The sequence below is a fragment of the Stenotrophomonas sp. BIGb0135 genome (assembly GCF_024810105.1).
Classification (GTDB): Bacteria; Pseudomonadota; Gammaproteobacteria; order Xanthomonadales; family Xanthomonadaceae; genus Stenotrophomonas; species Stenotrophomonas maltophilia_AB.
In genome coordinates this window covers 181437-207699 of the sequence record NZ_JANUDX010000002.1, presented here as the reverse complement: position 1 = coordinate 207699, position 26263 = coordinate 181437, and the positions used below count along the sequence as shown (strand labels likewise).

Sequence of the window (26263 nt, the reverse complement as noted above, 5' to 3'; positions counted from 1 at the left end):
TGTTATCGGGTGGTCGGGCATTTCAATCGGTGTGCGCGTCGGCCGCGTTTCAATCGGTGCGCGGGTGGGGCCCGTGTTCAAACCGACGCACCGGTTTGCGTAGATCCACGCCATGCGTGGATGCTCTCCGTTCCGATGCGCATGAACCCCTGACGGTGCCGCGCTGCGCGCGGTATCCACGCATGGCGTGGATCTACGGGTGTTGCTATCGCATGGTCGGGCATTTCAATCGGTGTGCGCGTGGGCCGCGTTTCAATCGGTGCGCGGGTGGGGCCCGCGTTCAAACCGACGCACCGGTTTCCGTAGATCCACGCCATGCGTGGATGCTCTCCGTTCCGATGCTCATGAACCCCTGATGGTGCCGCGCTGCGCGCGGTATCCACGCATGGCGTGGATCTACGGGCGTTGCTATCGCATGGTCGGGCATTTCAATCGGTGTGCGCGTGGGCTGCGTTTCAATCGGTGCGCGGGTGGGCTCGCGTTCAAACCGGCGCACCGGCTCCCGTAGATCCACGCCATGCGTGGATGCTCTCCGTTCCGAGCGCATGAACCCCTGATGGTGCTGCGCTGCGCGCGTATGGTTCTATTGCCCGGCCATGGCGCGCAGCGTGATGCCGACGATGTAGGCCAGGTAGGTGCCGGTGGCATACCCCATCGTGCCCAGCAGCACGCCGACCGGGGCCAGTGACGGGTGGAAGGCGGCGGCGACCACCGGTGCCGAGGCCGGGCCGCCGATGTTGGACTGCGAGCCGATCGCGAAATAGAAGAACGGCACCTTCAACACCCGCGCCAACGCCCACAGCAGCACGATGTGCACCGCGATCCAGATGATGCCCAGCAGGAACAGCCACGGGCGGTCCAGCAATGCCAGCAGGTCCATCTGCATGCCGATGCAGGCGATCAGGAAATACAGCAGCAGCGACCCCAGCTTGGAGGCCCCTGCCCCTTCCAGGTTGCGCGCGCGGGTGAAGCTCAGCGCCAGGCCGCAGGTGGTGGAAATCACCACCACCCACACGAACGGTGCGTCCAGGCTGAACTGCGGGGCCCAGCTGACGTGGCCCTTGAACCACGCCGAGACCGGTCCGGCGATCGCGTGCGAGAGACCGACCGTGCCAAAGGCGACCGCGACGATCAGCATCAGGTCGGTAAGGCTGGCCACGCGCTCGTGTTCGCTGCGGAACTTCTCGATGCGCAGCTTCAGTTCGTCGATACCGGAGGTATCGGCGCCACTGCGTGCATCGATCCTCGCCGCGCGTCCGGCCAGGAAGATCAACGCCGCCATCCACACATAGCCCACGCCCACGTCGACCACGGCGAACTGGCCGAAGGTGGTCGCATTGACGTCGAACACCTCGCGCATGGCCAGCATGTTGGCACCGCCCCCAATCCAGCTGCCGGCCAGGGCGGCCATGCCCGCCCAGGTATCGCCCGCCACGGTGGCCGGGTGCAGCCACTTCATCAGCTGGAAGGCCACCACCGCGCCCAGCATGATGCTGAAGGAGGCGCCCAGGTACATCACGATCAGCTTCGGCCCCAGCCGCAGGATGCCCTTGATGTCCACCGCCAGGGTGAGCAGCACCAGCGCGGCCGGCAGCAGGATGTCGCGGGCCACCGGGTTGTACAGGTGCGTGTTCTGCCCATCGATCAGCCCGACCGTGTTGTAGATGCCGGGCAGCAGGTAACACAGCAGCAGCGCCGGCACGACCGTGTAGAAGCGCTTCCACAGGCCCTGCTCGCGCGAGGCGGTCCAGAACACCGCGCCGAGGGTGGCGGCGATCAGGCCGAAGACGACGATGTCGTTCTGGATGAGGGCGGGTGCTTTCACGGGTGCGGGGTGCCTGGTGGGTAAACAGTTGCACGGAGGAGACGTAGCGCTGAGCGTAAGTCGGCTGCGGCGGCCTGGGGCGGGACCGTTGCACTGGTCCCGATGGGGACAAGCAATCCAGTGCAGCCGACCGAGACCGTACTGCGACCTGTTGCAGCCGACCAACGGGCGGCTTTACGGATGGGCCGCTGCGACCTGTTAAAGCCGACCAACGGGCGGCTTTACGGACGGGCCGCTGCTACCTGTGGCAGCCGACCAACGGTCGGCTCTACGAATGGGCCGCTGCTGCCTGTTGCAGCCGACCAACGGTCGGCTCTACGAATGGGCCGCTGCTGCCTGTTGCAGCCGACCAACGGTCGGCTCTACGGATGGGCCGCTGCGGCCTGTTGCAGCCGACCAATGGGCGGCTTTACGGACGGGCCGCTGCGGCCTGTGGCAGCCGACCAACGGTCGGCTCTACGGATGGGCCGCTGCTACCTGTTGCGGCCGACCAACGGTCGGCGTTACGGATGGGCCGCTGCTGCCTGTTGCAGCCGACCAACGGTCGGCTCTACGGACGGGCTTACTCGCCGATGTGCTGCTTCAACCAGCCGTTGACGGTGTCGTGCCACTGCACGCTGTTCTGCGGCTTGAGCACCCAGTGGTTCTCGTCCGGGAAGTACAGGAACTTGGACTCGATGCCCTGGCGCTGCGCCGCGGTGAACGCGGCCAGGCCCTGCTCCACCGGAATGCGGTAGTCGAGCTGGCCATGCACGATCAGGATCGGCTTCTTCCAGTCCGACACGTGGTTGACCGGGTTGAACTTCTCGTAGCTGGCGGCCTTCTGGTACGGCGTGCCGCCCTGCTCCCACTCGGTGAACCACAGCTCTTCGGTGGCGTAGCCCATCATGCGCTGGTCGAACACGCCGTCATGGTTGACCAGGCACTTCCACGGCTCGTTCCAGTTGCCGGCGATCCAGTTGACCATGAAGCCGCCATAGCTGGCACCCAGCGCGCAGGCCTTGTCGCCGTTGAGGAACGGGTACTGCTTCTGCGCCGCGGCCCAGCCCTTCTGCAGGTCTTCCAGCGGGCGATCGCCCCAGTGCTGGCTGATCGCATCGGTGAATTCCTGGCCGTAGCCGGTGGACCCGTGGAAGTCGATCATCACCACCGCGTAGCCCTGGCCGGCGTAGGTCTGCGGGTTCCACCGGTAGCTCCAGCCATTGCCGAAGCTGCCCTGCGGGCCGCCGTGGATCAGGAACGCGACCGGGTAGGTCTTGCCTTCCTGGTAGTTGTACGGCTTGACCACATACCCGTGCACGGTGTCGTTGTTCCAGCCCTTGAACTGGAACTGCTCGTAATCGCCGAAGGCCACGTCGGGCAGCATCTGCGAGGCGCTCGGGGTGATCTCGCGCGGGCTGCTGCCATCGGCGGCGGCCACCACGATCTGGTCGCCACTCTTGAGGCTGTTCTTCGTGTACGCCAGCGTGGGACCGGCGATCACCGGCGAACCGATGCTGCCGCCTTCGGCGACGACGGTGGCCTTGCCGGTGGCGATGTCGATGTTGAACAGGCGGTGTTCGCCCAGGTCGTCGGCACCGGCGTAGAAGCTGTTGCCGTCGGCGGCCAGGACGATTTCACCGGCCGAGCGGTCCCACTTGGGCGCGATCTCGCGGGTCTTGCCCGAGGCCAGGTCCAGCGCCATCACCCCGAAGCGGTCCGCCTCGAAGCCCGGGCGCTTCATCGCGCGGTAGTACAGGGTCTTGCCGTCGGCGCTGAACACCGGGCCGGCATCCCAGGCCGGGTTGGACGCGGTAAGGTTGACCGGGGCCTGCTTGCCGTCCACGTCGAGGCGGTACAGGTCGAAGTTGGTCGACCACGGTTCCTGCTTGCCGGCCACGCGGATGGAGGCGACCACGCTCTTGCCGTCCGGCGCCCAGGCGAAGTCGTCGTTGCCGCCGAACGGCTTGGACGGCGCGTCGCCGTCGAGGGTGGCGCTGATCGCCGAGGCGCCCTTCACCGCAGCGGCCTTGGCCGCCGGCAACGGCGCCACGAACAGGGTGTTGCGGCGGCCATCGGCCCAGGTGTCCCAATGGCGCACGAACAGCGTGTCGAAGACTTCACCGGTGTTCTTGCGCGCCTTGTGCGCGTCCAGCTTCTTGCTGGTGCAGGCCAGGTCCGAGCCGCAGGCCTGGAACACGCCGCTGCTGAAGACCACACGGTCGCCCTGCGGGGACACGTGGAAGCTGTCCACCTCCACCGCGAAGTCGGTCAGCTGGCGCGGGGCGCCGCCGGCGATCGGCTGCGAATACAGCTGCTGGCTGCCGCCCTTGGCGCTGAGGAAATACACGGTGCCGCCGTCGGCCGACAGTGCCGCCGAGTTGACGTTCCAGCCGGCCGGGGTCAGCGGCTTGGGCGGCGCCAGGTCACGCGTGCGCAGGTTGCGGATGAACAGGCCGGTGCTGGCCTTGCTGTCACTGCCGACCACGCGCTTGGCGAACACCACGTTGCCGCCATCGGCGGTCAGCAGCGGGGCCGAGACACGATCCAGCGCGATCATGTCGCGCACATCCAGGCCACGCGTGGCGGCCAGCGACGGCATCGCAGTCAGCAGGCACAACGGCAGCAGGGCGTAACGAAGTTTCATCGGGGTCTCCGCGGAACGGCAAAACGCCGATGGTAGGGCCGGAGGGCCCGCCCATGCAAAGGCCATCGGTCATGCCGATGCCCTTGCCACCGTCAGAAACAACAAACCCCGCCGGGGCGGGGTTTGCCTTGAAACCGGTCGGGGGTGTTTAGACCGAACCCACCGCGCGCTTGCCGGTGCGGTAGATCAGCCAGCCCACCAGGAACAGCACGGCCAGCCCGATCCACTGCGCACCCGGCAGGTGGAACGGCAGCGCCAGCACGTCGGCACGGCTGCTCAGCACGATCGGCACCGCGATGGCGATACCCATCAGGGCCTCACCGGTGATCAGGCCGGCAGCGAACAGCACACCCGGCTTGTGCACGCGGTCGCGGCCTTCTTCATCGTCGCCACGGATCTTGTGGAAACGCTCCACCAGGTAGGCGATCAGGCCACCGAGGAAGATCGGCACCATCAGCTCCAGCGGCAGGTAGATACCGATCGCCGCGGCCAGCACCGGCACGCGGAAACGGGCGTTGCGCGACTTCAGCCAGCTGTCGAAGGCGATGATCGCCGCACCGACCACCGCGCCGATGCCGATGAAGGTCCACGGCAGCTCGCCACCGAACAGGCCCTTGGCCACCGAGGCCATGAGGTTGGCCTGCGGCGCGGCCAGCGCGTTGGGATGCAGCTCGGACTTGACGCCGATGCCGTAGGCGGTGGCCAGCAGGTTCAGCACCGGGGCCATGATCAGCGCGCACGAGAACGCGCCGATGCCCAGCATCAGCTGCTGCTTCCACGGGGTCGCACCGACGATGTAGCCGGCCTTGAGGTCCTGCAGGTTGTCGCCACCGACCGCGGCAGCGCAGCACACCACCGCACCGATCATGATCGCGGCCACCGCACCCAGCGGTGCACCGCCGACGCCGACCGGGGTCAGGCCGTCCTTGCCCAGCAGCAGCACCAGCACCGCCGAGGCGAACAGGATGGTGGAAATGGTGATGCCCGAGACCGGATTGTTGGACGAACCGATCAGGCCGGCCAGGTAGGCCGAGACCGAGACGAACAGGAAGCCGGCGACGATCATGATGAGGGTCATCGGGATCGAGACGTGCCACTGGCCCACGATGGCCTGGTACAGCGCCAGCAGCGGCAGGGTGAACACCACCAGGGCCACCAGCATCCACTTCATCGGCAGGTCGCGCTCGGTGTGCGCCAGCGCCGGGCCACCGCTCTTGCGGGCCGCGGCGAAGCCGCTCTTGACGCCGTTGAGCAGCGACTTGCGCAGCGAGATCAGGGTCCAGACGCCGCCGATCAGCATTGCGCCGACGCCGAGGTAACGCATCTTCGCGCCCCAGATGGCGAACGCCGCCTCGGTGGAGGTGACCGTGGCGATCGAGGCGGCCAGCGCCGGATCGCTGTTCAGGAAGAACGCCTGGTACAGCGGAATGGCGATGTGCCAGGTCAGGATCGAGCCGGACACCACCACGATGCCGACATTCAGGCCGACGATGTAGCCCACGCCGAGCAGCGCCGGCGACAGGTTGGTGCCGATGAAGGCGGTGATCTTCGAGCTGCCCACGTAGGCCGAGGTGGCCCAGGCATCGGGGATCAGGCGCAGGCCGCTCTCGGCCGCCAGCTTCACGAACGCACCGATCACCGCGGACACGGCGAGGATCTTCAGGCCCGGGCCCGGGTTTTCACCGGCCTTGAGCACTTCGGCGGCCGCCTTGCCTTCCGGGAACGGCAGCGGGTCTTCGACGATCATCGAGCGCCGCAGCGGCACCGAGAACAGCACGCCCAGCAGGCCACCGAGGCCGGCGATGCCCAGCACCCACCAGTACTTGAAGTCCGGCCAGTAGCCCATGATCACCAGCGCGGGGATGGTGAAGATGACGCCGGCGGCGATCGACGAGCCGGCCGAGGCGCCGGTCTGGACGATGTTGTTTTCAAGGATGGTGCCACCGCCCAGCAGGCGCAGCACGCCCATGGAGATGACGGCGGCGGGAATCGCGGTGGCGATGGTCAGGCCTGCGAACAGACCCAGGTAGGCGTTGGCGGCCGACAGCACCACCGCCAGCACGATGGCAAGCACCACCGCGCGGAGAGTGAGCTGGCGTGGCGCAGCGTCGTTGTTCATGGAAGCCCCTGCTGGCAAAAAATCTGGTCCACGCTAGCGTTCATGTCCGGGCAAGTCCAGCGCTTGTGACCCTGGCGGGCTGGCGGCGCGGCACGGCGCCGGCCCGGACCACCAACCGCCGCACTCGGCAAACCCCACGGAGCACCGACCGCCCCGTGTTGTTATGTTATATCCTGTCACGCCAGCACCGGAGTGCCCGTGGCCCCCGCCTCCCCCCGCCTGACGTCCATCGACCAGCTGCGCGGCACGGTGATCGTGCTGATGCTGCTGGACCACGTGCGCGAGACGTTCTACCTGCATGCCCAGGTGACCGATCCGATGGCGGTGGAGCAGATCGAACCGGCGCTGTTCGCCAGCCGCCTGCTCGCGCACCTGTGCGCCCCGGTGTTCGTGCTGCTGACCGGCCTGTCGGCGTGGCTGTATGCCAGTGGGCAGCCGCACGGCAGGCATGCGGCCGCCGCGTTCCTGCTCAAGCGCGGGCTGTTCCTGGTGGTGCTGGAACTGCTGGTGGTCAATTTCGCCTGGACCCTGGCGTTCCCACCGGGCGTGGTCTACCTGCAGGTGATCTGGGCGATCGGGCTGAGCATGCTGGCGCTGGCCGGCCTGCTGTGGCTGCCGCGTGGCGTGCTGGGGGTGCTCGCGCTGGTGCTGATCGGCGGGCACAACCTGCTCGATGGCGTGCAGGTGCAGGGCGATGGCGCGTGGGCGGTGCTGTGGAAGGTGCTGCACCAGCGCGACTGGATCGAGCTCGGCGGGCAGTTGCGCCTGCGCACGTCCTATCCGGTGCTGCCGTGGATCGGGGTGATCGCGCTGGGCTGGGTGATCGGGCCATGGTTCGCCCGCGGTGGCGACCCGGCGCTGCGCCAACGCCGCCTGCTGTGGGCCGGTGCCGGCGCGCTGCTGGGCTTCGCCGCGTTGCGCGCGAGCAACGTCTACGGCGATGCGCCCTGGCAGGTACTGGGCACGGCGGGGCAGACCCTCATGAGCGTACTGAATGTCACCAAGTACCCGCCGTCGCTGCTGTTCCTGCTGCTGACCCTGGGCCTCGGGCTGTTGCTGCTGCGCCTGTACGAGCACCCCGCGGTGGCGCGGGCGCTGCGACCGCTGGCCGACATCGGCGCGGCACCGATGTTCTTCTACCTTGTGCACCTGTACGTGCTCAAGCTGCTGTATGTGCTGGCAGAGGCCTGCTGGGGGCCGACCCACGGCGCCTATGTCGGGGTGGACCACGTGGCCGCGCTGTGGGCGATCACCGCGGTGCTGGCGCTCGCCCTGTACTGGCCGACCCGGGCGTTTGCCCGGTTGAAGGCACGCCGGCGCGACATCGCATGGCTGCGCTACCTGTGAGGCGCACGCAGCGCGCGAGCGCTGGCGTGTGCCCCGGGCATGGGCCGGCACTACCGCGCATGACCCTATAATCACCGCCTCTTTGCCGTTGCCACTTCGATGACCGCAGCCGCCCTGCCCGCTTCTGCCTCGACCGCCTCCGACGATTTCCTGGGCCACCCCAAGGGGGTCTACGTCTGCTTCTTCACCGAGATGTGGGAGCGCTTCTCCTTCTACGGGATGAAGGCGCTGCTGCTGCTGTACCTCACCAAGTACCACCTGTTCGGCGACAAGGCCGGGCTGGACCTGCTGGGCGCCTACGGTGGACTGGTGTACTGCATCCCGGTGTTCGGCGGGCTGCTGGCCGACCGCTGGCTGGGCATGCGCAAGGCGGTGGTGTTCGGCGGCGTGCTGCTGGTGCTGGGCCACCTGGGCATGGCCTTCGAAGGCCACGCGGCCACCCGCATCGATGGCCAGGTGGTGCGCGATGATGCCGCGCTCGGCATCACCTACCTGTCGCTGGCCCTGATCATCATGGGCGTGGGCTTCCTCAAGCCCAACATTTCCACCATCGTCGGCAAGCTGTACCCGGAAAACGATCCGCGCCGCGACTCGGGGTTCTCCCTGTTCTATGCCGGCATCAACCTGGGCGCGCTGTTCGCCTCGCTGGTCTGCGGCTTCCTCGGCGAGGCCTACGGCTGGAAGTACGGCTTCGGTGCGGCGGGGATCGGCATGGTGATCGGGCTGGGCATGTTCCTGTGGGGGCAGAAGTACCTGCAGGGGCACGCCGAGCCGACCGACCACGTGGCCCTGCGCCAGCGCGTGCTCGGCCTCCGCCGCGAATGGCTGATCTACGCGGTGGCGGTGATCGGCGTGGTGCCGGTGGCGGCGCTGATGTGGGCCGCCGCCAATGGCGCGTTCGCGCTCGGCGGCGAAATCAGCCTGGCGCTGATGCTGATGATCGTGGTGCTCGGTGGCGTGCTGCTGTGGTTCGCCTGGTTCACCGGCACACGCTGCACCCCGGTGCAGCGCCAGCAGATGATCGCGCTGATGGCGTTGATCTTCATGGCGCTGGTGTTCTTCACCCTGTACGAGCAGACCTACGGCTCCTGGGTGACCTTCACCGATCGCCTGCTGACCAAGGACCTGGTGCCGTCGCTGGTGATCCAGGGCGGCACCCCGTTGCCGTGGTCGATCGCCTCGCTGCTGCTGGCGCCACTGGGCTTCGTGGTGGCCGCGCGCCTGTCCGAGCGCCGCCCCGGCTCGACCGCGCCACGCAACCTGTTCATCGCCATCGTCGCGCTGATGCTGGTGATGCTGGTGCGCGACTGCCTGGTGATCCCGCAGACCGCCGGCTCGCTGACCTACCTGGGCGGCCTGTTCCTGGTGGTGCTGGCGCCATTGTTCGCGATCCTGTGGGCGTGGCTGGACCGGCGCCGGCTGGACCCGTCCAAGCCGGTCAAGTCGTCGTTCGGGCTGATCTTCGCCGCGCTGTCGTTCGTGCCGCTGGCGCTGGCCGCGCAGCAGGTGGGCGCGACCGGTCAGATGGCCAGCGTGTGGTGGCTGGTGCTGGCCTACCTGATCCTGGAGATCGGCGAAATGTGCCTGTCGCCGGTGGGCCTGTCGGCGGTCACCCAGTTGGCCGCGCCGCGCGTGGTGAGCCTGATGATGGGTACCTGGTTCCTGGCCACGGCGTTCTCGGAAACCCTGGCCGCGCTGTTCGGCAAGCTCGCCGCGATCGAGGTGCCGGAAGGTGAAACGATGAACATCGCCGCTGCCGCGGCCAGCTATGAACACCTGTTCTGGCTGCTGATGTGGATCGGCCTCGGCTGCGCGACCGTTGCCCTGGCGTGCTCGCCGCTGCTGCGGAAGATGATGCACGGGGTGAAGTAAGCCCCGTGCTGCGGCGGCAACCGCCGCGGTTGCCGCCGCTCATCTCAGGGGGCCTTGCGCGTGCCCGTGTCCTCGCTGGCACTGGCGACCTGGCCACCGAGGCTGCGCGAGAGGAAGGCGAGCAGGCGCCGGTAGAACTCGCGCTGGTGCTCGGGCGCGTAGAAGCCATGGCCTTCGTTGAAGTAATACAGGCTCTCCACCGGACTGCCGGCGCGCTTGAGGGCCGCTTCCAACCGGCGCGAGTGGACCATCGGCGCACGCGCGTCCCGCCCGCCAGCGGCCAGGAACACCGGTACGCGGATCTGCGCGGCCAGCCGGACCGGCGAGCGCTCCTCCAGGTCCTTGGGGCTGCCCAGCCATTCGCGCAGGTAGGTCACTCCGGACTTGTAGTCGCTGATGTCGCCGCGGTTGTACATCAATGGCAGGTCATAGATGCCCACGTAACCGGCCGCGCACTGGTACAGGCCGGGCTCGCGCGCGGCGCCCATCATCGCCGCGTAGGCACCGTAGCTGGCGCCATAGATGCAGATGCGCGCCTTGTCGGCCACGCCCTGCCCGATCGCCCAGTGCGTGGCGTCGGTGACGTCGTCCTGCATGGCCGCGCCCCACTGCTGCTTGCCGGCCTCGGTATGGGCGCGCCCGTAGTTGGCCGAGCCGCGGAAGTTGACCTGCAGCACGGCGTAGCCCGCCGCCGCCAGCAGCTGCGCTTCCATGTCGTAGCGGCCGCTGTCGAACACCCCGATCGGGCCGCCGTGTGGCACCACCACCATCGGCAGGTTGCGCCCGCTGCTGCCACTGGGAACGGTGAGGAAGCCATGCAACGGCAGGCCATCGCGCGCGGTCAGCGCGAACGGGCGGACCTCCGCGCTTTTGTCCGGATCGATCCACTCACTGCGGCTGGCCAGGTGCCGCGCATTCCTGGTGGCGGTGTCGTAGATATAGAAATCGCCGGGATTGCGCCCGGACCAGGTGGCCACCAGCACGCGGCTGCCGTCGCGGGTACTGGAGGTGACGTGCACCGGCCCGCCCAGCGCCGCCTGCAGGGTGCGGTACAGGCGCGCGGTCGCCGAGCCCTCGTCGAAGAAACGCGCACGCGGCGCGTCGCCGAAGTACAACACGCCCACCGGAACCCGCGTGCCCGGCTGGACGATGATCTGCCCCGGGTCCACCACCTCGTCGCGCAGCAGCATGCGGCGCTCGTCGGTCTGCGGATTCCAGCTGACGATCGCATCCGGCCCGGTCGGCTGTTCCACCCACAGGTAGGCGAGCGTGTTGTCGGCGGAGAACCCGACCGGTATCTCGATGCGTTTGCTGGCGGCCTGGTCGTTGATCAACACCCAGTCCGCCGCGGCGTCGGCGCGGTAGTACAGCTTGTGCACGTTGTCATTGCCGGCACCGCGGGCGAAGCGCACGGCACCGGTGTTGTCGGTGCTGAAGCTGGCCGCCGCCACCGGTGAGCGGGCCACCAGCAGGCGCTTGCCGGTGACCACGTCCAGGCGCTCGATCTGGGTGAATGCCGTGCCCACGACCGGCGTCACCGCGACCAGGGCAGTGCGGTCGTCGTCGGCCAGTTCGTCGGTCAGGAATGCCACCACCGGCCCGCCGCGCTCGGTGCCGGTGGCCGTGGTCACCCGCTGGGTACGCGCGCGGTAACCGATCAGCAGTTCGCCGTCCTTGCCATCGGCGTTGACGCCGTACAACTCACCGGTGGCCATGGGCTCCTCCCGGCGACCGAACTTCTCGCCCAGCCCGACCAGCAGCCGCGTGTTGCTGACCCAGTCCACGCTGATGGCGTGGTTGTTGCGCGGTGGCCGGAAGGAGCCGACCATCTTCATGTCCTTGCTGCCGAGGATGGCCACCGCCGTGGAGTCCTCCAGCGGAATGGTCGCCGCCACATAGGCGCCGTCCGGCGAGAGGGTGATGTCGGCGAAGGCTTCTTCGCGCAGGAAGGCGTCCAGGTCCACGGCGCTGGCGGCATTCGGCAGCCAGCCGCCCGCCACGCACAGCAGCGCGGCCAGTACACGGTTGTGCATTGTTTTTCCCCTTGGTGGTGCGGGCCCCTGCCCGCGCCGAGTACACGACCGCGGTCCCCGGCAGCGGCGCGTGAGCGCGCCATTGCCGGGGCCGCGCTCAACCGGTCACGGCTGCGCCGCCGTGGCGGCGTTGGCGGTTTCTCCGCCGAGGCTGCGTGACAGGAAGGCCAGCAGCTTGGTGTAGTACTCGCGGCGATGCGGGTCGGTGTAGAAGCCATGGCCCTCGGTGGCGTAGTACAGCGACTCCACCGGTACGCCAGCCTTCTTCAGCGCCGCTTCCATGCGCTTGGTGTGCTGGATCGGGGCACGCTGGTCTTCCCCGCCGGCGGCCAGGAAGACCGGCACCTTGATCTGCGCGGCGAGATTGACCGGCGATACCGCGGCCAGCTTCTGCGGGTCGCCCAGCCAGTCCTTCAGGAAGGTTTCGCCGGATTTGCTCTGTTGCGTATCGCCCCGGGTGAACATCATCGGCAGGTCGTACACGCCGACGTAGCCCGCCGCGCACCTGTAGAGCGCGTCCTCTTTCGCCGCGCCCATCAGGGCCGCATAGGCACCATAACTGGCGCCATAGATGCAGATCTTCGCGGGATCGGCGTGGCCCTGGGCAATGGCCCAGCGGGTGGCGTCGGTGACGTCGTCCTGCATGCTGCGCCCCCACTGCCCGGCGCCGGCCTGCTCGAAGCTGCGGCCATAGTTGCTGGAGCCGCGGAAATTGACCTGCAGCACGGCATACCCCGCCGCGGCGAGCAGCTGGCTTTCACTGTCGTAGCTGCCCGAATCAAACACGTGGTAGGGGCCACCATGCGGCAGCACCACCATCGGCAGGCGGCTGCCGCTCTTGCCCGCCGGAACGGTCAGGAAGCCATGCAGCTCCAGTCCATCGCGCGCCTTCACCACGATCGGCGTGACCTTGGCCGCCTTGGCCGGCTCCACCCAGCTGCTGCGGCTGATGAGGTGGTCGGCCTTCTTGGTCTCGTTGTTGAAGAGGTAGAAATCGCCGGGGTTCTGCCCGGACCAGGCCTGGATCAGCAGCAGCTTGCCGTCACGGGAACTGGAGGTGATGTACACCGCATCCCCGCCGAACGCGGCTTCGAGGCTGCGATACAGCCGCGCATCGGCCGAGGTTTCATCGAAGAAGCGGGTCCGCGGGGTATCGCCCAGGAACAGCGCCCCGACCGGGATCGCGGTGCCGGGACGGACGATCACCGCGCTCGGATCCACCTGCGGGTCGCGCAGCACGGTGGCGCGCTTGCCGGTCTTCGGGTCCCAGGAGACGATGGCATCGGGGCCCTGTGCCTGCTCGCTGCGCAGGTAGGCCAGCGAGCCGTCCGCCGAGAAACCCAGCGCGCGCTCGATGCGGTGCGTGGCGGCCTCGTCGTTGACCAGTTTCCAGGTGTCGCCGGACCCTTCGCGGTAGTAGAGCTTGTTGACGTTGTCGGTGCCGGCCCCATGCGCGAACCGGACCTGGCCGTCATGGTCGCTGACGAACCGCGTATTGCGCACCGGCGAGCGGGCCACGGTCTGGCGACGGCCGCTCTGCACATCCAGCCTGTCCACGCGGCTGAACGGATCACTGGTGAACGGCATGATCGACACCAGCACGTTGCGGTCGTCCTGGGGCAGCGGGTCGATGAGGAAGGCCGCCACGTCCTCCACTTTCTTGGGCTGGATGCGGGTGCCGGGCCCATTGCTCTCGACCCGGTAGCCGACCAGCAGCTCGCCGCGGCCGCCGTCGGCGTTGATGGCGTACAACTCACCGGTCAGGCTCGGCTCGTCGAGGGCGCCCCACTTCTCCGCCAGGCTGATCAGGACGCGGTTGTTGTTGACCCAGTTGAAGTCTTCGGCGTGGTTCTTCGGCGGCGGCACGAACGAGCCGACCACTTTGTTGTCGCTGGTCCGCAGGATCGCCAACGCGGTGCGGTCCTCCATCGGCACCGTCGCGGCGAAATAGGCGCCATCCGGGGAAAGCTTGATATCGGCGAAATCATCGCGCTTGAGGTAGCGGTCCAGATCCACCGCGCCGGCCTGCCCCACCAGCGCTCCCCACATGGCCAAGGCCACCCAACCTGACTTGCGCATCCTTATCCCCCTGTCTTCCGGACACCCTGTCCGGGTGCCAGATTCTAGACGTAACCTGAACACCCAGACCAGTGGGGGAAGGCGCGCCGTGGGGTAGGCGGTTTCCGAGGTGTCGCCCATAAAAAATGGCACCGCAAGCGGTGCCATTGAAGGAACGCATCGAGGAGAGAGTTCAATGCATGCCGCGGAACGCGAGGGTCAGCGCCAGGATCGACAGGATCACCGCGATGGTGCCGTCGAGGATGCGCCAGGTTTTCGGCTTGGTGAACAGCGGGGCCAGCAGGCGCGCGCCCAGGCCCTGCGCGGTCAGCCACAGGCAGCTGGCGGTGAACACCCCGGCGGCGAAGGCCATGCGTGCATTGCCGAAGTTCTCGGCGATGCCGCCGATGACCATCATGTCCAGCCAGAAGTGCGGATTGATCAGCGAGAAGCCGACCGCCGACATCAGCACCGCGCGGCGCGAGGTGCTATCGCCGTCGTCCACGTGCATGCCACCGCCACCGGCCAGCGCGCGCCGCGCCGACTGCCACGCATACCAGGCCAGGAAGGCCACGCCGCCCCACAGCACCACGGTGGTGAGCCACGGCAGCGCCTGGGTGAGCGTGCGCAGGCCGGCCACGCTGGCGAAGATGAAGATGCCATCGATGGCCGCACAGGTCGCCACGACCGGCACGATGTGCTTGCGCAGGATGCCCTGGCGCAGGATGAAGGCGCTCTGTGCACCGACCACCGCGAACAGGCCGATGCCGGTCGCAGCACCACTGAACCACGCGGCCAGACCGGGGCCGCCGGAGATGATGGAGAACATGGGTTACCGCCTTGTCTTGCTACTGGGGGCGGTGCCTCGCCAAGGCGTACAGCACCGGATGGCGCACATTGTCGCGCCGCAACATGAAAAAGTAGAGCTAAACTTGCTTAACCCACATTAGCCAGGCTTAAGAACATGCGGATCGATCATGCCCAGCTTCGCGCGCTCGCCGCGGTGGTCCGCGAAGGCAGTTTCGAGCGCGCCGCGCAATCGCTCAACGTCACGGCCTCGGCGGTATCGCAGCGGATCAAGGCCTTGGAGGACCGCGTGGGACGCCTGCTGATCAAGCGTTCCTCGCCGGCGGTGGCGACCCCGGAAGGCCAGGTACTGGTGCAGCTGGCCGAGCAGACCGCGTTGCTGGAGCACGATGCACTGCACCGGATGGGCATCGCCGACGAAGACCTGCCCCACGCCAGCATCCCGGTGGCGGTGAACCACGACAGCCTGGAGACCTGGTTTCCCGATGCGGCGCGCAGCTTCTCGCAGCAGACCGGCACCACCCTGGACCTGCGCCTGGAAGACCAGGACCACACGGTGGCGCTGCTGCGCCAGGGCGCGGTGCTGGGCGCGGTGACCACCCTGGACGAGCCCGTGCAGGGCTGCCAGATCCACGCACTGGGCAGCATCCGTTACGCGGCCACCTGCACCCCGGCCTTCCATGCGCAGCACTTCGCCAAGGGGGTCAACGCGCAGTCGCTGGCGCAGGCGCCGGTGCTGGTGTTCAACCGCAAGGACGACATGCAGGCGCGGTTCGCGCGGCGGCTGGCCGGCGAGGACCTGCCGTTGACTGCGCCGACCTGGTGGATTCCCTCCACCCGCGCCTTCGTGCAGGCCAACCTCGGCGGGCTGGGCTGGACGATGAACCCCCTGCCGCTGGTGCGCCGCCACCTGGAGGCCGGGCGGCTGGTATTGATGAAGCAGCGCGCGTGGGAAGACGTGCCGCTGTACTGGCAGCACTGGAAGGGCGATGTGCAGACCATGGCGCTGCTGACCCGGGCGGTGCTGGACGCGTCGGCCACGCTGGTGCGGAAGAAGCGCTGACCACCGCGGCGTAACGGGTACCGCTGCCCGGCTGCCCCGCCGTCGCCCTACACGGGCCGTCAACCCCGCCCGGCGCAGCATCGGCGCATTCCAAGGGTGGGGGCATCGATGGACAGCGATCCGGTCTACCTGCACATCCGGGTGGTGCTGAGCATCATCCTCGGCCTGAGCATCACCACCCTGCTGCGCGGGCTGGCCTCGATCATCGAGCACCCCGAGCGCCGCGGCTGGTCGTGGATTCACCTGTGCTGGGTGCTGTGGGCGCTGATCTCGGTGGTGACGTTCTGGTGGTGGGAGTTCCGCCTGGGCGAGGTGCGGCAGTGGACGTTCGGGCTGTACCTGTTCGTGATCGCCTACTGCGCGGCGTGGTTCATGCTGTGCGTGCTGCTGTTCCCCGACGACCTGCGCAGCTTCGGCAGCTATGAAAACTACCTGCTGCAGCGCCGGGGCTGGTTCTTCGGGATGCTGGCGCTGCTCACCCTGCTGGACTTGGGGGACACCGCGATCAAGGGCCACAGCCGCTGGCAGATGCTGGGCCCGGCCTATCCGCTGCATACGGTGCTGATGCTGGCCATCGCGGCGCTGGGCGCCGCCTGCCGGGACCGGCGGGCGCAATTGGGACTGGCCGTGGCCGCGCTGGTTTACCAGGCGGGCTACTTCCTCGCCGAGTACTTCACCCTGGCCAGCGATTGAGGCGATCACCCCGGGTCGGATGCTGCGTTGCACCAGAAGCCCGTCGAAAGGCGATAAAATCGCCATGAGGATCGCCCAAGCACTTGTTTCTTCACGCCTCTTCCCCATGGCGTGGGCATCCTGTTCACATCTCCCCCTCCCGAGATCCCTATGAAAAAATTTGCCAAGGTCGTCCTCGGCCTGCTCGTGCTGTTGTTGCTGACAGCCGCGATATTCCTGTACTGGCCCCTGCATCAGCGCTCGGTCCCGGCCGCCGGCAACGACAAGCCGGTCGACGTGGTCCTGGTCGGCGGCGGCATCATGAGCATCACCCTGGCCACGTTCCTGCAGGAGCTGCAGCCGGACTGGAACATCCAGGTGTACGAGCGCCTGGACGGCGTGGCGCTGGAGAGTTCGGACGGCTGGAACAATGCCGGCACCGGGCACTCGGCCTTCGCCGAACTCAACTACACCCCCGAACTGCCGGACGGCAGCATCGAGACCAAGCGTGCGGTCGGGATCGCCGAGCAGTTCGAGATCTCGCGCCAGTTCTGGTCGCACCAGGTGCGCGAAGGTCGGCTCAGCCAGCCCTCGGACTTCATCAACCCCACCCCGCACATGAGCTTTGTGTGGGGCGATGACAACATCGCCTACCTGCACAAGCGCCAGCAGGCGCTGGTCAAGAACCCGCTGTTCTACGGCATGCAGTATTCCGAGGATGCCGCGCAGATCCGGCAGTGGGCACCGCTGCTGATGGAGGGCCGCGACCCGCAGCAGAAGGTGGCCGCCACCTGGATGCCGCTGGGCACCGACGTCAACTTCGGCGTGATCACCCGCCAGCTGACGGCCGGCCTGCAGCGCAGCCCCAACTTCCAGCTGCACCTGCAGCACGAAGTGGGCGCGCTGCGCCAGAACGAGGACAAGACCTGGAACGTGACCGTGAAGGACCTGAAGTCCGGCAACGAGTCCACGATCAAGTCGCGCTTCGTGTTCATCGGTGCCGGTGGCGCCGCGCTCAAGCTGCTGCAGCTGTCGGGCATCCCCGAGTCGAAGGACTACGCCGGCTTCCCGGTGGGCGGTCAGTTCCTGGCCTTCCAGTCTCCGGCGATCGCCGGCCGTCATTCGGTCAAGGCCTACGGCATGGCTGAAACCGGCTCGCCGCCGATGTCCGTCCCGCACCTGGACGCACGCAAGCTGGACGGCAAGCCGGTGGTGCTGTTCGGGCCGTTCGCGTTGTACAGCACCAAGTTCCTCAAGCACGGTTCGTGGTTCGACCTGTACTCCTCGGTCAACCACAACAACGTGGCAGGCATGCTCGACGTGGGCATGGAGAACCTGGACCTGGTGAAGTACCTGATGGGCCAGGCGCGTCTGAACGACGCTGACCGCCAGGCCGAACTGGTCAAGTATTTCCCCAACGCCAAGCGCGAGGACTGGACACTGGTCACCGCCGGGCAGCGCGTGCAGATCATCAAGCGCGACCCCGAAAAGGGCCCGGTGCTGCAGTTCGGCACCGAGATCGTGACCGACAAGGACCACACCCTGGCCGCGCTCCTGGGCGCCTCGCCGGGCGCGTCGACTTCGCCGCCGATCATGCTGGACCTGCTGAAGAAGGCCTTCCCGCAACAGATGGCGGCCGGCTGGGAAGCGCAGTTGAAGCAGATCGTGCCGTCCTACGGCCGCAAGCTCAACGAGAGCCCGGTGCTGACCAACGAGATCCGCCGCCAGACCAGCGAGACGCTGAAGCTACCCTACCTGGACGTGCCGGTGGAGAACGCGACCACCCCGGCGGTGATGCTGACCCCGCCACCGGCCACCGCCCCGGCGCAGAAGAAGCGCAACGCCAACGAAGAACTGCAGGCGCTATAAGCCTGCCTGCTGCGGCGTTGGCCGCGCGGTGGAAAACGAGATCCGGCCCCGGCGTGGGCCGGATTTTTTTTGCGCGGCGGTCGGTGGGCCGGGCGCTGGGCCCCATGCCCTTGGAGGCGAAATAAAGGAGGAGGCCGCGCAGCGGCCGGGGGACATTCGCCGGAAAGGGCATGGGGCCCAGCGCCCGACCCACCGACCAGAGTCAAAAGCCAGCGTTCCCGCTTGTTTCCGCAAGCCGAGCCCCGTAGCGGCCGGTAGGCTCCTGGGCAAATCAAGGAGGAGGCCGCCAGGCCCGGGGGACACTGGCCAGGGGCTTACCGGCCGCTACGGGCCCCACGCTCCCGGCAATGCCGAACGGAGACCCACCGGCTCCGGCTATCGCACCATCGCGGTTCCGCCCCGCGTCAGGCCTCCCAGGCCGCATTAAGGAATTGTAAAGCGAATGAGAACGCTTTACATTTACGCATCCTGCGCTGCCGGTGCGGGCCTGGCCGGAACCCATGGACGGCCGCCGGGCCCTGCTCACCACCCACGGCCGCTACGGTGCCGACCCCGCGTCGGGTTCCACCCCCTCCCTCAGAAGGACCTAAACGCCAGGCGCTTCCGGTGCCCGGCCTGCCGTGCCCGCTGCCTGCTGCTTCCCCCTCCGAGACCGATTCGAGACCTGCGCATGACCTTCCGCGATCTTCCGCCCCGCACCTTCCGCCGCGCCCCGCTGAGCCTGGCCCTGCTCTCCGTGCTGTCGCTGGCCTCCCCACTGGCCCTGGCCGACGCGCTTGCCGATGCCGGCGGCAATGCCGATGCCAAGACCCTGGACAAGGTCAGCGTCGTCGGCGATCGCGTCGCGCCGGCCAGCACCACCCGCCTGCCCATGACCCTGCAGGAAACCCCGCAGTCGGCCACCTCGATCAGCCTGCAGCGCCTGCAGGACGAGTCGCTGTTCAGCATCAACGACGTGATGCGCACCGTCACCGGCGTCAGCGTGTCCTTCTACGATACCCAGCGCCCGCTGTACTACGCGCGCGGCTTTGCGATCACCGACTTCCAGGTCGACGGCATCCCCACCTACAGCGGCTCGACCAACCAGGAATACGACACCGCCTTCTACGACCGCATCGAAGTCATCCGCGGCGCCAACGGCCTGCTCAGCGGCGCCGGCGTGCCGTCGGCCACGGTCAACCTGCTGCGCAAGCGCCCGGGCAAGGAATTCGATGCGTCCTTCTCGGTGAGTGCCGGCAGCTGGGACTACCAGCGCATGGAAGCGGACGTGACCGCACCGCTCACCGCCGACGGCCGCTACCGCAGCCGCGTGGTCGCTGCCTACACCGACCGCGACTTCTATTACGACCGCTACAAGGAAAACAAGATGGCCGGCATGGCCGTGCTCGAAGGTGACGTCACCGACAGCACCACCGTCACCGTCGGCTACCAGACCCAGGACAACAACCCGGTCGGCTCGACCTGGGGCACCGTGCCGTTCTTCGACAGCCAGGGCAATTTCGTGCACCTGCCGCGCTCGACCAACCTGGCCCCCAAGTGGAGCTACTGGCAGCGCGAAACCAGCACCGTCTTCGCCAACCTCGAGCAGCGCTTCGGCGACGACTGGCTGCTGAAGATCAACACCGCCTACACCCGCGGCAACGTGCAGAACATCCGCCTGTACGGCACCGGCTACCCGGACCCGGCCACCGGCTCGGGCATCTACCTGCGCACCGCCGCGGGCGATTCGGAAGACACCCGCCGCAACGTCGATGCCTACCTCACCGGCACCTTCAACCTGTTCGGCCGCGAGCACGATGTGACCGTGGGCGCGCAGTGGGCCGACCTGGAAAGCACCACCAACACGCTGGCGCTGAACTATCCCACCGACTGGGCGCGCTGCGGCACCGAGCGCTGCTATTACATTCCCAACATCTACAACTGGGATGGCGACATCTCCGAGGTCACCTACACCCGTACCGGTGCGCGTCGCGTGGCCAAGACCACCCAGAGTGGCGTCTACCTGGCCACCCGCCTGCGCCTGGCCGATCCGCTGTCGCTGATCGCCGGTGCACGCCTGAGCCGCTGGCAGACCCTGACCCGTGCCTACAACGCCGCCGGCAGCTACACCGCCACCAGCGGTGCCTACAAGGTCAGCGATGAAGTCACGCCCTACGTGGGCCTGGTGTACGACATCACCCCCAACGTGTCGGCTTACGCCAGCTACACCGAGATCTTCAATCCGCAGAACTACAAGGACAGGAACGAGAACCTGCTGGCACCGGTGCAGGGCTCGAACCTGGAAGCCGGGATCAAGACCCAGTGGTTCGACGGCCGCCTGACCGCCAATGCCGCCGTGTTCGAGGCCAAGCAGGACAACTACGCGGTGCGCGACATGAGCGTGCCGGATGGCTCGCTCAGCGACGGCAGCTCGGCCTACATCGGTGTCAATGGCACCAAGGTGCGCGGCTGGGAAATGGACATCAACGGCGAGATCCTGCCGGGCTGGACGGTCAACGCCGGCTTTACCCACGTCAAGATGACCCGCGCCGCCACCGACCTGCTGTACGCCAACCCGGCCGAGGACCTGCTGCAGCTCAACACCCAGGTGCAGCTGCGCGGCGCGCTGGCGCGCCTGAGCGTGGGCGGCGGCGTGCAGTGGCAAAGCAAGGTGCAGGGCTACAACATCCCCTACCCGCTGGGCGGCACGGTCACGGTGAACCAGCCGGCGTACGCGTTGGTGCAGTTCAACGCCAACTACCGCATCAGCGACAACTGGACCGCCACGTTGAGCGTGCGCAACGCGCTGGACAAGACCTACTGGGCCAACCTGGACTACAACAACTACGGCGAGCCGCGCTTCGTGGCGGCCAGCCTGCGCTGGAAGTTCTAAGCCCCCCTGTGCGTTCGCCGGCCACCGTCCGGCGAACGCACGGGCCAGTGCCGGACGTACCCCAGGCGATGGCGCCGGCGCGGGCTCATGCGATGTCCGCGGCGCAGCGACCGGTCGGGGACGTACGCATCGCCCCCAGGCGGCGCACCGTCAACGCGGCGGCTGGACCTGGTTGCACCAGCGTCGTGCCAGCAGCAGCCCGGCGGAACAGACGAACGTAAACCAGGCGCTCAGCGCCACCCACAGCAGGACCCACGCCACCACGCGTTGGTTGTCCCCGCAGACCAGCAGGGTGCCGACGCTGGCCAACAGCGAAACGCCGGCGATGATCGCCCTGCGCTTCAAGCGACGCAGGTGGGCGATGCGGCTGTCCGCATCCAGCGAGGCGAGCGTCTGCCGGGCGTGGGCGATACGGTGCGTCAGCCGCTGTGCATCGCGGCGGGCAAGAAGGCTGCGGACGTCCCACCACACTATCAGGGCCAGCACTGCGGCCAGTGCCGCGGTGCCCGGGGATGGCCTGCCCCGTTGGATGACCTCGTGCCCCAGCGCTCCCAGCGCCACCAGCAACAACAACCCGAATCCCAGCGCGCGCAGGCCTCGACTGAAGCGCCCCAGGTTTTCCAACAGCTTCCCCACCGCCATGGCACGTTCTTCCCCAACGCGGGAGGCCGCCCCGCGGTCTGCTGACAGTACAGGTGGGAAGCGTCACGGGGAATGGAGGCGCGCCTCCCCCCTGCGCGGACGCGCCGATCTGGCTGAATGGGCGAACCCGACCGATTCGCTGCGCTGCGACTTGCACACCCCGCCGTAATTATGGCGTAATTATCCCAACGTCATGCGGAAGTCCGTCGATGAACCCGAGCTGGGACACACTGGAGCGAGGCCGCCAGGCGCGGCTGGACCGCGCAGCGCCCTGGGCCCGCGGCCGGGAGGTGGCGGCCGGCGATATCGCCGGGTTGCTGCACGCCCTGCTCGAACCGGGCGACAAGGTCTGCCTGGAGGGCAACAACCAGAAGCAGGCCGACTTCCTCGCCCAGGCCCTGGCCGACCTCGATCCGGCGCGCGTGCACGACCTGCACATGGTGCAGTCGGTGCTGTCGCTGCCCGCCCACCTGGATGTGTTCGAGCGGGGCATCGCCTCGACACTGGACTTCTCCTTCTCCGGGCCGCAGTCGGTACGGCTGGCCAACCTGGTCGCCGAAGGCCGCATCCGGATCGGGGCCATCCATACCTACCTGGAACTGTTCGGCCGCTACTTCATCGACCTCACCCCGCGGGTGGCACTGGTGGCCGCGCAGGCGGCGGACCGGCACGGCAATCTCTACACCGGCCCGAATACCGAAGACACCCCGGTGATCGTCGAAGCCACCGCCTTCGGAGGCGGCATCGTCATCGCGCAGGTCAACGAGATCGTCGATAGCCTGCCCCGCGTCGACATCCCCGCCGACTGGGTCAACTTCGTGGTGCAGGCGCCGCGCCCGAACCATATCGAACCACTGTTCACCCGCGACCCGGCACAGATCTCCGAGATCCAGGTGCTGATGGCGATGATGGCGATCAAGGGCATCTACGCCGAATACGGGGTCAACCGGCTCAACCATGGCATCGGCTTCGACACCGCGGCGATCGAACTGCTGCTGCCCACCTATGCCGAATCGCTGGGGCTGAAGGGCAGGATCTGCCAGCACTGGGCGCTCAATCCGCACCCGGCGCTGATCCCGGCCATCGAGTCGGGCTTCGTCAAATCGGTGCATTCGTTCGGCTCGGAGCTGGGCATGGAGAAGTACATCGCTGCCCGCGGCGATGTGTTCTTCACCGGCGCCGATGGTTCGATGCGCTCCAACCGCGCGTTTTCGCAGACCGCCGGGCTGTACGCCTGCGACATGTTCATCGGCTCCACCCTGCAGATCGACCTGCAGGGCAACAGCTCCACGGCCACCCGCGACCGCATCGCCGGCTTCGGCGGCGCGCCCAACATGGGGTCGGATGCGCGCGGCCGCCGCCATGCCAGCGATGCCTGGCTCAAGGCCGGCCAGCAGGCCGCGCGCGCGGGCGAGATGCCGCGCGGGCGCAAGCTGGTGGTGCAGATGGTGGAGACCTTCCGCGAACACATGGCGCCGGCATTCGTCGAGCGCCTGGATGCCTGGGAACTGGCCGAACGCGCGGCCATGCCACTGCCACCGGTCATGATCTACGGCGACGACGTCAGCCATGTGCTCACCGAGGAAGGCATCGCCAACCTGCTGCTGTGCCGCACGCCGGAGGAGCGCGAACAGGCGATCCGCGGCGTGGCCGGCTACACCGCGGTGGGCCTGGGCCGCGACCGCGCCATGGTCGAGAACCTGCGCGACCGCGGCGTGATCAAACGCCCCGCCGACCTCGGCATCAACGTACGCGATGCCAGCCGCGACCTGCTGGCGGCGCGTTCGGTCAAAGACCTGGTGCGCTGGTCGGGCGGGCTGTACGACCCGCCCAAGCGCTTCCGCAACTGGTAAGGGACGGCACATGGAAACCCTCGACTATCGCTTCAACGGCAGCACCGATGTGCACTTCCCCAGCGGGGCCGTGCTGGTGGGCGTGCTGGCCTCGGGCAACCTGGAAATCCTGCTGGAGCCGGCCGCGCTGGAGGGCGCGATGGCGGTGCGCATCATCACCGCCGCGCAAGGGTTCGGCAGCATCTGGCAAGCGGTGATAGGCGATTTCGCGCAGCGCCACCCGCTGCGCGACGTGCGCGTGTCGATCAACGACGCCGGCGCCACCCCGGCGGTGGTCAGCCTGCGCCTGGACCAGGCGGTGCAGTCGCTGGGCAGCGGAGGCGGCGCATGAGCATCGTGCACCGCCACAGCTATTACGAGGCCGACGCGCGCGAGCGCATCGCCGGGTTGCTGGACCCGGGTTCCTTCCAGGAACTGCTGGGCCCGGCGCAGCGCGTGACCAGCCCGCACCTGGCCCAGCTCGACCAGCCGGCCGCGTTCGACGACGGCATCGTGGTGGGCGAAGGCCGATTGCGCGGCACGCGCGTGCTGGTCGCCGCGCAGCAGGGGCAGTTCATGGGCGGCGGCGTGGGCGAGGTGCATGGCGCCAAGCTCACCGGGCTGCTGCAGCGCGCCGCCCGGACCCGACCGGCCGGCGTGCTGTTGTTGCTCGATACCGGCGGCGTGCGCCTGCATGAGGCCAACGCCGGGCTGATCGCCATTTCCGAAATCATGCGCGCCACGCTCGACGCGCGCGCCGCCGGGGTGCCGGTGCTGGCGTTGATCGGCAGCGGCAACGGCGCATTCGGCGGCATGGGCATCGTCGCCCGCTGCTGCACGCGCGTGATCATGTCCGAGGAAGGTCGCCTGTCGCTGTCCGGCCCGGAAGTGATCGAAACGGTACGCGGCGTGGAGGAGTTCGATTCGCGCGATCGCGCACTGGTGTGGCGGGTGACCGGTGGCAAGCACCGCTACCTGATCGACCAGGCCCAGGTGCTGGTACCCGATGCGATCGACGCGTTCGCGCAGGCGGCGTTCGACGCGCTGCAGCCGGACACCGCCAGCAGCGACACCGATGCCGCCCTGGTCGCCCTGCAGGCGCGGCATGCCGCGCTGAGCGCGCGTGCGCAGGCGTGGGGTGGCTGCCGCGACGGCCTGGAGATCTGGGCGCTGCAGGGCATCGCCGCACCGGAACGCCTGCCCTTGCTGGACACCGACGACTTCCTTGCCGCCACGGCCAACCGGAGCCTGCCATGACCGCGCAGCCTGCCTCGTCACCCGCGCTGGCGCCGCTGTTGGACGCCCTGTTTCCCGCCGGCCATGCCATCGCCGTGCACGATGCGGTGTTGACCGGCACCGCCAGCATCGCCGCCGGCGAGGTCACCGTCATCGGCACCACCGACAAGATCGAGGTCGGCGTGGACCACGCCCTGCGCCTGGCCGAGACGGTATTGGCCAGCACGGCGGCCGATCCGCAACGCCCGATCGTGATGCTGGTGGACACCGCCGGCCAGCGGCTGGCGCGCCGCGACGAACTGCTGGGCATCAACGGCTATTTCGCGCACCTGGCCCAGAGCCTGGACCTGGCCCGCCGCCGCGGCGCACGACTGGTGACGCTGGTGTACGGCGAATCGGTCAGCGGCGGCTTCCTCTCCTTCGGGCTGATGGCCGACCACATCCACGCCCTGCCCAGTGCCCAGGTGCGGGTCATGGACCTGCGCGCGATGGCCCGGGTGACCAAGCAGCCGCTGGAGAAGCTGCAGGCACTCAGCCAGAGCTCGCCGGTGTTCGCTCCCGGCGTGGAGAACTACGTCGCGATGGGCGCGGTGCAATCGGTGTGGGACGGCGACCTCGCGGCGGCGCTGCTGCAGTCACTGGCCGCGCCGGTCGACGGCGACCGGCGCGCCGTGCGCGGTGCCGAACGCGGCGGCCGCGGCCTGGCCGCATCGGTTGCCGCCCGGGTGGCCGCCGGCGATGCCTGAGCAGCCCGCCCGCCACACGCTGGTCTGGCTGGCGGCGCAGGCCGACTGGCAAGCCGACCTGCCCGCGCAGGAGGCGCGCCTGGCCGCATGGTTCGCGCGCGGCTGGCCCGCCGTGGTGGCGCGGCGCGCCGCCGATGATCCCGACCCGCGCCTGCGCCTGGGCGTGCCGTTGCCGCCCGGCGAGGGCAAGCAACGGCTGGCGCTGCGCGTGCCGCTGCTGGACATCACGCGCCAGCAGGCGCCGCCGACGCTGGCCGAGCTGATCGCCGCGCCCGGCCTCGCCCACCCACCTGCATGGGCGCCTGCGCTGCAGGCGCTGGATGCCATCGCGCCGGCGCGCGTGTTCGGCGCATTCGCGTGGCAGGCCCTGACCGGCCTGGCCTACGTGCACGCCGGCTCGGACATCGACCTGCTGTGGCGCGTGCATTCGCCGGATGTGGCCAACCGGCTGGTCACCCGCCTGCACGCGTGGGAAGTGCGTTTCGGCCGACGTGTGGATGGCGAGCTGCTGCTGGCCAGTGGCGCGGCCGTGAACTGGCGCGAGTACGCCGGCACCACGCGCCAGGTGCTGCTCAAATGCAGCGATGGCGCAGCGCTGGCGCCGCGCGAGGCCCTGTTTGACGCGGCGGGCGTTCCGGCATGAG

18 protein-coding genes are annotated in these 26263 nt (G+C 68.3%); 11 read left to right on the top strand and 7 right to left on the bottom strand.

The window, feature by feature from the left end; translation table 11 throughout:
- Positions 1–583 precede the first annotated feature (583 nt).
- The 3 genes from M2421_RS05330 to M2421_RS05320 form a co-directional block, all read right to left on the bottom strand.
- Positions 584–1825 carry a DUF819 family protein gene (locus M2421_RS05330; RefSeq protein WP_259203845.1) on the bottom strand — a complete coding sequence of 414 codons (1242 nt, stop codon included), beginning with the start codon at positions 1823–1825 and terminating at the stop codon, positions 584–586.
- Between the two features lie 562 nt (positions 1826–2387).
- Positions 2388–4451 (bottom strand): S9 family peptidase, encoded by a 2064-nt coding sequence (locus tag M2421_RS05325; protein WP_259203844.1) that lies wholly within the window; start codon positions 4449–4451, stop codon positions 2388–2390.
- Positions 4452–4599: 148 nt separating this feature from the next.
- Entirely contained in the window at positions 4600–6570 is a 1971-nt protein-coding gene (locus M2421_RS05320; protein ID WP_259203843.1) for an oligopeptide transporter, OPT family, read from the bottom strand.
- A gap of 198 nt (positions 6571–6768) precedes the next feature.
- Here M2421_RS05320 and M2421_RS05315 point away from each other — a divergent pair, with 198 nt between their 5' ends.
- Entirely contained in the window at positions 6769–7917 is a 1149-nt protein-coding gene (locus tag M2421_RS05315) for a heparan-alpha-glucosaminide N-acetyltransferase domain-containing protein (protein ID WP_259203842.1), read from the top strand.
- Between the two features lie 99 nt (positions 7918–8016).
- Entirely contained in the window at positions 8017–9789 is a 1773-nt protein-coding gene (locus tag M2421_RS05310; protein ID WP_259203841.1) for an oligopeptide:H+ symporter, read from the top strand.
- A gap of 44 nt (positions 9790–9833) precedes the next feature.
- Here the strand turns inward: M2421_RS05310 and M2421_RS05305 are convergent, their stop codons facing one another.
- From M2421_RS05305 to M2421_RS05295, 3 genes are all read right to left on the bottom strand, one after another.
- Entirely contained in the window at positions 9834–11822 is a 1989-nt protein-coding gene (locus M2421_RS05305) for a prolyl oligopeptidase family serine peptidase (protein ID WP_259203840.1), read from the bottom strand.
- Positions 11823–11927: 105 nt separating this feature from the next.
- Positions 11928–13901: a S9 family peptidase gene (locus M2421_RS05300; protein WP_259203839.1), complete on the bottom strand. Its 1974-nt coding sequence runs from the start codon at positions 13899–13901 to the stop codon at positions 11928–11930.
- Between the two features lie 172 nt (positions 13902–14073).
- Entirely contained in the window at positions 14074–14709 is a 636-nt protein-coding gene (locus M2421_RS05295; protein WP_259203838.1) for a LysE family transporter, read from the bottom strand.
- Between the two features lie 135 nt (positions 14710–14844).
- On the opposite strand from M2421_RS05295, the gene M2421_RS05290 reads away from it, so the two are divergent.
- The 4 genes from M2421_RS05290 to M2421_RS05275 all read left to right on the top strand — a co-directional run bounded on the left by M2421_RS05290 (position 14845) and on the right by M2421_RS05275 (position 21163).
- A complete protein-coding gene (locus tag M2421_RS05290; protein WP_259203837.1) occupies positions 14845–15750 on the top strand; it encodes a LysR family transcriptional regulator ArgP in 906 nt (301 codons plus the stop codon).
- Positions 15751–15858: 108 nt separating this feature from the next.
- Entirely contained in the window at positions 15859–16443 is a 585-nt protein-coding gene (locus tag M2421_RS05285; RefSeq protein ID WP_259203836.1) for a hypothetical protein, read from the top strand.
- A gap of 150 nt (positions 16444–16593) precedes the next feature.
- Positions 16594–18291 (top strand): malate dehydrogenase (quinone), encoded by a 1698-nt coding sequence (gene mqo, locus M2421_RS05280; protein ID WP_259203834.1) that lies wholly within the window; start codon positions 16594–16596, stop codon positions 18289–18291.
- Between the two features lie 670 nt (positions 18292–18961).
- Entirely contained in the window at positions 18962–21163 is a 2202-nt protein-coding gene (locus M2421_RS05275) for a TonB-dependent siderophore receptor (protein ID WP_259203832.1), read from the top strand.
- A 150-nt stretch (positions 21164–21313) separates the two neighbouring features.
- Here M2421_RS05275 and M2421_RS05270 read toward each other — a convergent pair whose 3' ends face one another.
- Positions 21314–21805, bottom strand: coding sequence for a hypothetical protein (locus tag M2421_RS05270; RefSeq protein ID WP_259203831.1), 492 nt, complete (start codon positions 21803–21805; stop codon positions 21314–21316).
- 209 nt (positions 21806–22014) lie between these two features.
- Between M2421_RS05270 and mdcA the strand changes: the two genes are divergently transcribed.
- The 5 genes from mdcA to mdcG are packed head-to-tail and all read left to right on the top strand — an operon-like array spanning position 22015 to position 26262.
- A complete protein-coding gene (gene mdcA, locus M2421_RS05265) occupies positions 22015–23658 on the top strand; it encodes a malonate decarboxylase subunit alpha (protein WP_259203829.1) in 1644 nt (547 codons plus the stop codon).
- A gap of 10 nt (positions 23659–23668) precedes the next feature.
- A complete protein-coding gene (mdcC, locus tag M2421_RS05260; RefSeq protein ID WP_259203828.1) occupies positions 23669–23989 on the top strand; it encodes a malonate decarboxylase acyl carrier protein in 321 nt (106 codons plus the stop codon).
- Positions 23986–24894 carry a biotin-independent malonate decarboxylase subunit beta gene (locus M2421_RS05255; RefSeq protein WP_259203826.1) on the top strand — a complete coding sequence of 303 codons (909 nt, stop codon included), beginning with the start codon at positions 23986–23988 and terminating at the stop codon, positions 24892–24894. The genes mdcC and M2421_RS05255 overlap by 4 nt, the downstream gene beginning before the upstream one ends.
- On the top strand, positions 24891–25619 hold the full coding sequence (mdcE, locus tag M2421_RS05250) for a biotin-independent malonate decarboxylase subunit gamma (RefSeq protein ID WP_259203824.1): 729 nt from the start codon (positions 24891–24893) through the stop codon (positions 25617–25619). The genes M2421_RS05255 and mdcE overlap by 4 nt, the downstream gene beginning before the upstream one ends.
- A complete protein-coding gene (gene mdcG, locus M2421_RS05245; RefSeq protein ID WP_259203823.1) occupies positions 25612–26262 on the top strand; it encodes a malonate decarboxylase holo-[acyl-carrier-protein] synthase in 651 nt (216 codons plus the stop codon). Before mdcE ends, mdcG begins: the two co-directional genes overlap by 8 nt.
- The last annotated feature ends 1 nt before the right edge of the window (position 26263 follow it).

What these genes read in the sequence shown, in the direction of transcription:
- M2421_RS05320 (WP_259203843.1), bottom strand. Translation starts at nt 6,570, where the DNA reads ATGAACAACGACGCTGCGCCACGCCAGCTCACTCTCCGCGCGGTGGTG.
- M2421_RS05275 (WP_259203832.1), top strand. Translation starts at nt 18,962, where the DNA reads ATGACCTTCCGCGATCTTCCGCCCCGCACCTTCCGCCGCGCCCCGCTG.
- M2421_RS05310 (WP_259203841.1), top strand. Translation starts at nt 8,017, where the DNA reads ATGACCGCAGCCGCCCTGCCCGCTTCTGCCTCGACCGCCTCCGACGAT.
- mdcE (WP_259203824.1), top strand. Translation starts at nt 24,891, where the DNA reads ATGACCGCGCAGCCTGCCTCGTCACCCGCGCTGGCGCCGCTGTTGGAC.
- M2421_RS05300 (WP_259203839.1), bottom strand. Translation starts at nt 13,901, where the DNA reads ATGCGCAAGTCAGGTTGGGTGGCCTTGGCCATGTGGGGAGCGCTGGTG.
- mqo (WP_259203834.1), top strand. Translation starts at nt 16,594, where the DNA reads ATGAAAAAATTTGCCAAGGTCGTCCTCGGCCTGCTCGTGCTGTTGTTG.
- mdcC (WP_259203828.1), top strand. Translation starts at nt 23,669, where the DNA reads ATGGAAACCCTCGACTATCGCTTCAACGGCAGCACCGATGTGCACTTC.
- M2421_RS05270 (WP_259203831.1), bottom strand. Translation starts at nt 21,805, where the DNA reads ATGGCGGTGGGGAAGCTGTTGGAAAACCTGGGGCGCTTCAGTCGAGGC.
- M2421_RS05305 (WP_259203840.1), bottom strand. Translation starts at nt 11,822, where the DNA reads ATGCACAACCGTGTACTGGCCGCGCTGCTGTGCGTGGCGGGCGGCTGG.
- M2421_RS05290 (WP_259203837.1), top strand. Translation starts at nt 14,845, where the DNA reads ATGCGGATCGATCATGCCCAGCTTCGCGCGCTCGCCGCGGTGGTCCGC.
- mdcA (WP_259203829.1), top strand. Translation starts at nt 22,015, where the DNA reads ATGAACCCGAGCTGGGACACACTGGAGCGAGGCCGCCAGGCGCGGCTG.
- M2421_RS05295 (WP_259203838.1), bottom strand. Translation starts at nt 14,709, where the DNA reads ATGTTCTCCATCATCTCCGGCGGCCCCGGTCTGGCCGCGTGGTTCAGT.
- M2421_RS05255 (WP_259203826.1), top strand. Translation starts at nt 23,986, where the DNA reads ATGAGCATCGTGCACCGCCACAGCTATTACGAGGCCGACGCGCGCGAG.
- mdcG (WP_259203823.1), top strand. Translation starts at nt 25,612, where the DNA reads ATGCCTGAGCAGCCCGCCCGCCACACGCTGGTCTGGCTGGCGGCGCAG.
- M2421_RS05325 (WP_259203844.1), bottom strand. Translation starts at nt 4,451, where the DNA reads ATGAAACTTCGTTACGCCCTGCTGCCGTTGTGCCTGCTGACTGCGATG.
- M2421_RS05285 (WP_259203836.1), top strand. Translation starts at nt 15,859, where the DNA reads ATGGACAGCGATCCGGTCTACCTGCACATCCGGGTGGTGCTGAGCATC.